Source organism: Burkholderia sp. Ac-20379, from assembly GCF_017104645.1.
GTDB lineage: Bacteria > Pseudomonadota > Gammaproteobacteria > Burkholderiales > Burkholderiaceae > Burkholderia.
Genome location: NZ_JAAGPF010000361.1, coordinates 1 through 6,891, shown reverse-complemented (window position 1 = coordinate 6,891; position 6,891 = coordinate 1). Strand labels below are relative to the sequence as shown.

General features: G+C 70.4%; 8 protein-coding genes and 1 pseudogene. 5 read left to right on the top strand and 4 right to left on the bottom strand.

Going from position 1 to position 6,891, the window contains the following annotated elements; translation table 11 throughout:
• A pseudogene (locus tag G3N92_RS28935) lies at window positions 1-216 on the bottom strand (integrase); the annotation flags it as partial.
• Window positions 217-237: 21 nt separating this feature from the next.
• Entirely contained in the window at window positions 238-1,092 is an 855-nt protein-coding gene (locus G3N92_RS28930; protein WP_206130999.1) for an IclR family transcriptional regulator, read from the bottom strand.
• 71 nt (window positions 1,093-1,163) lie between these two features.
• Between G3N92_RS28930 and G3N92_RS28925 the strand changes: the two genes are divergently transcribed.
• Window positions 1,164-2,312: an MFS transporter gene (locus G3N92_RS28925; protein ID WP_206130998.1), complete on the top strand. Its 1,149-nt coding sequence runs from the start codon at window positions 1,164-1,166 to the stop codon at window positions 2,310-2,312.
• A gap of 264 nt (window positions 2,313-2,576) precedes the next feature.
• Here G3N92_RS28925 and G3N92_RS28920 read toward each other — a convergent pair whose 3' ends face one another.
• Both G3N92_RS28920 and G3N92_RS28915 read right to left on the bottom strand, forming a co-directional pair.
• Window positions 2,577-2,777, bottom strand: coding sequence for a DUF1289 domain-containing protein (locus G3N92_RS28920; protein ID WP_206130997.1), 201 nt, complete (start codon window positions 2,775-2,777; stop codon window positions 2,577-2,579).
• A 30-nt stretch (window positions 2,778-2,807) separates the two neighbouring features.
• Window positions 2,808-3,917 carry a nickel/cobalt efflux transporter gene (locus tag G3N92_RS28915; RefSeq protein WP_206130996.1) on the bottom strand — a complete coding sequence of 370 codons (1,110 nt, stop codon included), beginning with the start codon at window positions 3,915-3,917 and terminating at the stop codon, window positions 2,808-2,810.
• A gap of 69 nt (window positions 3,918-3,986) precedes the next feature.
• Here G3N92_RS28915 and G3N92_RS28910 point away from each other — a divergent pair, with 69 nt between their 5' ends.
• The 4 genes from G3N92_RS28910 to G3N92_RS28895 all read left to right on the top strand — a co-directional run.
• The gene (locus G3N92_RS28910; protein ID WP_206130995.1) at window positions 3,987-4,256 is read left to right on the top strand and encodes a metal/formaldehyde-sensitive transcriptional repressor; all 270 of its coding nucleotides are present in this window, start codon (window positions 3,987-3,989) and stop codon (window positions 4,254-4,256) included.
• 415 nt (window positions 4,257-4,671) lie between these two features.
• Window positions 4,672-5,814, top strand: a complete 1,143-nt coding sequence (locus tag G3N92_RS28905) for an RNA ligase RtcB family protein (protein WP_206130994.1) — start codon at window positions 4,672-4,674, stop codon at window positions 5,812-5,814.
• A complete protein-coding gene (prfH, locus tag G3N92_RS28900; protein WP_339385830.1) occupies window positions 5,814-6,470 on the top strand; it encodes a peptide chain release factor H in 657 nt (218 codons plus the stop codon). The genes G3N92_RS28905 and prfH overlap by 1 nt, the downstream gene beginning before the upstream one ends.
• A 98-nt stretch (window positions 6,471-6,568) precedes the next feature.
• Window positions 6,569-6,891, top strand: a 323-nt coding sequence (locus G3N92_RS28895; RefSeq protein ID WP_206130993.1) for a hypothetical protein, incomplete at its 3' end; no start/stop codon positions are given.

Here is a 6,891-nt window from a genome sequence, read left to right as displayed (position 1 = left end):
CACCAGCCGGCGGCGGATCGCGCCGAGCACGCCGCGCGCGGAGCGGCCCTCGCCGAGCCGGTCGCCGAGATAACGCTCGGCCGCGCCGCGCACCGACATGCCCTCGTACCACGCGCGCAGCATGGCCAGCTCGTCGGCGTCGGGGAAGGCGGACGAAGCTGACGATTCGAGCGAGGACGCGGGATGGGAAGCGGTAGGCGGTGGGCGGGAAGTCATGCGCGCGAGTGTGACACGAATTCAGCGCGCGGCGGCCGTGTGCATCAGCGTTTCGATCTCGGATTTGCACTGCATGAGCGCCGACAGCAAACCCTCGCGCTGGCGCTCGAAACGCAGCGCCGGCACGGCGATCGCGAGCGCGTAATCGTCGGGCAGGCCGGTGCGCAGCCACACGCCGATACCGCACATGCCTTCGGCGTGCTCCTGCGCGTCGACGGCGTAGCCGAGCTTGCGCACGCGCGCGAGCTCCTTCAGCAAGGCGTCGAGGCTGGCCAGCGTGGCGCCGGTGCGCTTCGGCATGCCGGCGGCGAACAGCGCGGCCACCTCGTCGTCGCTGCGGCGCGCCAGCAAGGCCTTGCCGTGCGCCGTGCAATGCGCCGGGAACGCGGTGCCGACCGGCGACACCACGCGCAACTCCTGGTTCGACACGGCCTGATCGACGCTGATCGCGTGCTGCCCGCGGAACTGGCACAGGTCGACCGTTTCGCGCGTGCGCTGGCTCAGCGCCTCGACGTGCGGGCGCGCCACCGCCACCAGATCGGTATGCGCCGACGCGGCCAGCCGCGCGAGCGCCGGCCCGAGCCGCACGCCGCCCGCGCCCGACATCACCATCTGCTGCGCCTCCAGCGCCGCGACGATCCGGTGCACGGTGCTGCGCGGCAGGTTCGCGCCCTGCGCGATCTGCGCCAGCGACAGCCCGCCCACCTGCCCTTCGAGCGCGCGCAGCACCGCCGCGGCGCGCGCGATCACCTGCTTGCCGGCCGCGCCCTCGCCTTCGCTCGAATGTGAGTCCGCTGCGTCGCGCGATGCCGGATTCGACGCACGCGCGCCGGCCGCGCCTTGACGACGTGGCGATGGTTTTTTATTCTGTTCCATATATCGAAACATTTGTCTCACTGAGTGGACATCGTAAAACAGGCGGCAAGCGCCGTCAAGGATCGGACGTCATGAAACAAGCATTGGGAAAAGCGGGCGAAGCCACGCTGCTGAGCGTGGCCTGCCTGACCATCATGGTGGGCTGCGCGATCGTGCCGGGTTTGCAGCGCGTGTCGCTGCAACTGGGCCTGAGCGGGCTGGAAAGCTGGCTCGTGACGATGCCGTCGGTGGGCGTGGTGGCGCTCGGGCCGATCGCGGGCCGCATCGCCGATCGCATCGGCCTGCGCCGCGCGCTGCTGCTCGGCCTCGCGATGTACGGCGCGCTCGGACTGGGCGGCGCGCTGCTGCACGGGCCGTACGCCGTGCTGGGCAGCCGCTTCCTGCTCGGCGGCGCGACGGCGCTGGTGATGGCCACCGGTACCGGGCTGATCTCGGCGTTCTACGCGGATCGCCAGCGGCTCGCGATGATCGCGCGCCAGGGGATGGCGATCGAACTCGGCGGCGTGGCGTTCCTGATGCTCGGCGGCTGGCTGGCCGTGCGCGGCTGGTGGTATCCGTTCCTGCAATACGCGGTGGCGTGGGGGCTGCTCGTCTGCGTGCTGCGCTTCGTGCCCGACGAGCGGACGGCGGCCGGCGCGCCGCACGAAGCGCAGAGCGACGCGCCCTTGCCCGACGCGCTCAAGCCCATCTATTGCGCGGCGTTCCTGTCGATGGCGTGTTTCTTCTCGGCCGTGATCGTGCTGCCGCTGCGCTTTCACGAGCTCGGCATCGGCGAAGCGGGCACCGGCTATTTTCTGGCGTTCGTGTCGCTGGTGGCGGTGGGCGTGGCGGCCATGATGCCGCGCATCAGTTCGCGGCTCGGCGCGCCCGTCACGTTGACGATCGCGTTTCTCGCCTACGCCGCCGCGCACGGCACGTTCGCCGGCGCCGCGTCGCTCGCGCCGTTCGTGGCCGGCGCGGTGGCGCTCGGTGCTGGCTTCGGGCTGTCGATTCCGCTCGTCAATCACATGACGGTGGAGGCCAGCCCGGCGAACCGGCGCGGGCGCGCGCTCGGCAACCTGTCGATGGCGATCTTCGCGGGGCAATGCCTGCCGTCGTTCATGCACTACACGCCGGGGCACGGCGCGCCGCTGTTCGGCGCGGCGGCCGGGCTGGCGCTGTTCGCGGCGGCGGGGTTGCCGGTCGTGCGGCGGGTGTTGGGGCCGGTGGTGAGCCGGTGAGGGGTTGAGCTGGTTGAGCTGGGTGAGCTGGGTGAGCTGGGTGAGCCGGTTGAGCTGAGTGAGCTGAGTGAGCGGACGAGCCGGTGCGTGGTTGAGCGGGGATTGGCCGACGATGCGGCGCGTGGCGCGGTCGGCGATCGGGTGCGTCGCGCGCGGCCGGCCCCTCGGCCGGCAACGCCCGCGGCCGCACCGCCGCCAACCCGCTCGCCATTGCGCCCGGCGACGCTTCTCCCTCCCTGTGCGTCGCAACAGGCGCGTCGCCGCTCACGCCTCATCGTTCGAAACTGGCGCATTGCGCGCCACCTTCGCCTGCCGGCGCGGCCGGTCGTTGATGATCTGGTGCCGGCGATGATCGGTCATGCCCTTCCAGGCGCGCGCCTCCTCGCGGGTGCGGAAGCACCCGGTGCACAAGCCGGTCTTGCCGTCGAACGCGCACAGTTCGACGCACGGTGATTTGACTGCCATGGATCCTTCCGAGAAACGCGCGGGTTGCGCTCAGACCAGCGCCGCCACGCCCTGATAGCCAAGATACAGGCCGACCAGCACGATCAGCCCGCCCGACACATACGGCGCCTTGCGCGCGAGATCGCCGAAGCCGCCCCAGCGCTTCGACACATGCTTGACGCTCAACGCGGCCAGCGCGCCCGAAGCCACCATCGTCGCGGCCAGCCCGATGCTGAAGCACAGCACCAGCGCCGCGCCAAGCGTGAACTGCTTCAGTTGCAGGCACAGCAGCAACACGGTGATCGACGCCGGGCACGGCACCAGCCCGCCCGTCAAGCCGAACATGACGATCTGCCCGGTGGTGACGCCACCGCCCGAGAAGCGGCGCTTGATGTCGTTGGCGTGGGCGCGTTCGTGGGCGTCCTGGTAGCCGTCGCCGCCGATGTCGAGCCCGGCGTGCGCGTGGCCTTCGCGATAGACCACCTCGTAGCTGTGGCTGTGGTTGCCATGGCCGAGCTGCAGGTGCGCCGTGAACGCATGCGGCTCGGGAATGACGTCGGCCGATTCGAGGAAGCCGTCGCGCTGCACGAAGCGGAACGTCTGACCGCTGCCGTCGGGCCGCGCGATTGCCACGGCCACCTGGCTCGCGGGCCACGCCTGCCCGCCCCGGCCGACGTTCGACAGCCGGAAGCGCGGCGGCACGCCGTCTTCGAAGATTTCGAGCCGCACCACGCCGTGGCCGGTGTCGACGAGCCGCGCCGCGTCGTGGTGAGGATCGTGGCCGTGCGCGTGATCATGATCATGATGCGCATGCGCGGCGCGCTGCTCGCGCCAGGTGCGCCACAGCATCCACGCCGCGATCGCGACGATCATCGCGGCCGAGGCCACCTGAAAGTACGGCTCGGCCGCATCCGCGCGCCAGTTGCGGCCGAAATAGAGGCCCGTCATCGCCACGGCCCACACCACGGCGGTGTGCGAGAGCGTCGCCGACAGCCCCAGCAGCACCGCCTGCCCCACCGTGCCGCGAATCGCAACGATGAACGCGGCCATCATCGTTTTAGAATGGCCGGGCTCGAGCCCGTGCAGCGCACCCAACAGAATCGCGCTGGGCACGAACAACCAGGCATTGCCCTGTTGCAGCAGGGTCGAAAAATCAGTCATTTCCACGTTCCAAGAGACTGGAGAACGGAGCGCAGTATACTCCCCCCCAGTATAAAAACGCTATCCGACATGCATACGATTCACGACAAACCGAAGTTGCTGGCCCGGGTCCGGCGGATGCAGGGGCAACTGCGCGCGCTCGAAACCCAGCTCGATCAGGACGGCGACTGCGTCGCGATCCTCCAGCAGATCGCGGCGATCCGCGGCGCGGCGAACGGGTTGATGTCCTCGGTCATCGAAGGCCATATGCGCGAGCACGTCATCAAGGAGATCGACGAGGAGAAACGCCGCGAGGAAGCCGAGGTGGTGCTGCAGGTGATCCGCTCGTATCTGAAGTGAACCGCGCATGAGCCAGGCATCAGCGCGCGATGCGCGCGCGCCACGCTCCGGCGCGCGGCGCTTGCCGGCCGAAAAGTGCGCGTGCTAGATTCAAGCCCTTCCGATCAACCCGACCTGCCAAGGAGAACCGCCCCATGACGTCACGCCTGCTCTCCTCCCGTTGCGGGTCGTAACCGGGTCGATCGCGTCAAGCTGTCTTGCCGCCCCGCCGACATCCCATGTCGGCCAGCGCTCGAGCAGCCCTCGCTTCCCGCCGCGCCGTTCGCCATCCTAACTGTCCGATCGATTCGGATCGTCGCGAGCGGCCGTGCGCGGCGCGGCACGCCGATGTCCCCACCTCGAATCGAGCCGCGCCTGCGTGCGCGCCGCCCGGTCCATGGCCCGCCGTTCTCTATCTTCTCGAACGGAATCACTCATGGGCACTCCCCTGCAAAAGCTGGCGGACGGCGTCACGTTGTGCGCGTCCCCGGCAACCTGGATCGAAGGCGAAGCGATCCGGCAACTGACACACACGGCCACGCTGCCGGGCATGCAGCGCGTCGCCGGCATGCCTGATCTGCATCCCGGGCGCGGCTATCCGGTCGGCGCGGCGTTCTTCTCGACGGGCCGGTTGTATCCGGCGCTGATCGGCGGCGACATCGGCTGCGGCATGGCGCTGTGGCAAACCGCGCTCGACGCGCGGCGCAGCAGCACGGCCAAGCTCGCGAAGCAGCTCGGCTCGATCGACGGCCGGCTCGATGCAAGCTGGCAACCGCGGCTCGCCGCGGCCGGCCTCGCCGATCACGGCTTCGCGGCCTCGCTCGGCACGATCGGCAGCGGCAACCACTTCGCCGAGTTGCAGAAACTCGACGGCATCCACGACGAAGCCGCGCTGCACGCGCTCGGCATCGCGCCGGAGCGCCTGCTGCTGCTCGTGCACAGCGGCTCGCGCGGGTTCGGTCAAGCGATCCTCGAACAGCACACGCACGCGCACGGCCACGGCGGCCTCGACGAAACCGATGCCGAATGCGCCGCGTATCTCGAACGGCACGACGCCGCGCTGCACTACGCGCGCGTCAACCGCGAGCTGATCACGCGGCGCATGCTGGCGCGCTGGCGCAGCGAAGGCGCGCCGCTGCTCGACGTCCATCACAACTTCCTGAGCCGCGTCACGCTCGGCGGCACGCCGGGCTGGCTGCACCGCAAGGGCGCGACGCCGGCCGACGCGGGGCCGGTGGTGATCCCCGGCTCGCGCGGCGACTACAGCTACCTGGTGCAGCCGCTGCCGTGCGGCGACGCCGGGCATCTCGATTCGCTCGCGCACGGCGCGGGCCGCAAATGGGCGCGCGGCGATTGCCGGGGCCGGCTCGAAGCGCGCTTTTCGCCGTCGCAACTGACGCGCACGCGCCTCGGCAGCCAGGTGATCTGCGAGAACCGCGAGTTGCTGTACGAGGAAGCGCCGCAGGCCTACAAGCCGATCGACAGCGTGGTGGACGCGCTCGAGGCGGCCGGCCTCGTGCGACGCCTGGCGCGCCTCGCGCCGGTGCTGACCTACAAGACCGCCGGGGAGGGTTGCTGATGCTGCTTCATCTGACGTCCGCCCACGGCCCGCTCGAATGCCAACTGGCGGTGGCGCATGCGTTGCGGCAATTGCAGATCGAGGCCGACGCCGCGCAGGTGGCGTTGACCGTGCTGGAGGACGTGCCGGGCGAACGCCCGGGCACGTTCCGCTCGCTGCTGGTCGAACTCGGCGGCGAATCAGGCAGCAACGCCGACCAACCGCCTGACCGCGACGCCGCCGCCGACGCGCTTGCCGCACGCTGGACCGGCACGCTGCAATGGATCTGCGCGAGCCCGTTTCGCGCGCGGCATCCGCGCCGCAACTGGTTCATCGGCGTGGCGCGCTGCGCCGCGACGCCCCCGCCGCCCGACGGCGAGGTGCGCTTCGAGGCGATGCGCGCGCGCGGCCCCGGCGGCCAGCATGTCAACAAGACGGCGTCGGCGATCCGCGCCACGCATCTGGCCAGCGGAATTGCCGTGCGCGTGGAAAGCGAGCGCAGTCAGCACGCGAACCGGCGGCTGGCGTTGCAATTGCTCGGCTGGCGCTTGCAGCAGGAGGCCGAGCAGCAGGCCCTGAACGCGCGCCGCACGCGCCATCGGCAACATGGCGAGGTGGCGCGCGGCAACCCGGTGCGCGTGTTTCGGGGAGCAGCGTTCACGCCATCCGACGGCTGATCGCCACCGCCATGCGGCGCGCGGATATTTTCATAACCCGGCAAGCGCGATTGACGGATTCATTACGAATCGCGAGGGATGCGTCTAAAATGCGCGCCATGCTCCGACTCCGCCATCTGCTCGCGCAGCGTCTGACGCATCCGGCGCTGGCCTCGTGGCTGCTGCTGATCGTCGCGTTCCGCCTGCTGCTTCCGCCCGGCCTGATGCTCGCCCCGAGCACGGGCGGGAGCGGCGTCGACCTGTCGATCTGCAGCGGGCACGGCGCGTTGTTCGGCGATGCGCCGGCGCTCGCGGGCGTCCATCGCAGCGCCGACCCGGGCGCGCAGGCCGCCGAAGCCGAGCTCGCCCAGGCACTGGCCGGTTCGCCGCACCACCCCGCACCCGACGCCGACGCGCAACACGCCGGCGACCTGTGCCCGTT

Excerpts from the sequence above, each read along its gene's own strand:
- G3N92_RS28930 (WP_206130999.1), bottom strand. The coding sequence starts at position 1,092 with ATGGAACAGAATAAAAAACCATCGCCACGTCGTCAAGGCGCGGCCGGC.
- G3N92_RS28925 (WP_206130998.1), top strand. The coding sequence starts at position 1,164 with ATGAAACAAGCATTGGGAAAAGCGGGCGAAGCCACGCTGCTGAGCGTG.
- G3N92_RS28920 (WP_206130997.1), bottom strand. The coding sequence starts at position 2,777 with ATGGCAGTCAAATCACCGTGCGTCGAACTGTGCGCGTTCGACGGCAAG.
- G3N92_RS28915 (WP_206130996.1), bottom strand. The coding sequence starts at position 3,917 with ATGACTGATTTTTCGACCCTGCTGCAACAGGGCAATGCCTGGTTGTTC.
- G3N92_RS28910 (WP_206130995.1), top strand. The coding sequence starts at position 3,987 with ATGCATACGATTCACGACAAACCGAAGTTGCTGGCCCGGGTCCGGCGG.
- G3N92_RS28905 (WP_206130994.1), top strand. The coding sequence starts at position 4,672 with ATGGGCACTCCCCTGCAAAAGCTGGCGGACGGCGTCACGTTGTGCGCG.
- prfH (WP_339385830.1), top strand. The coding sequence starts at position 5,814 with ATGCTGCTTCATCTGACGTCCGCCCACGGCCCGCTCGAATGCCAACTG.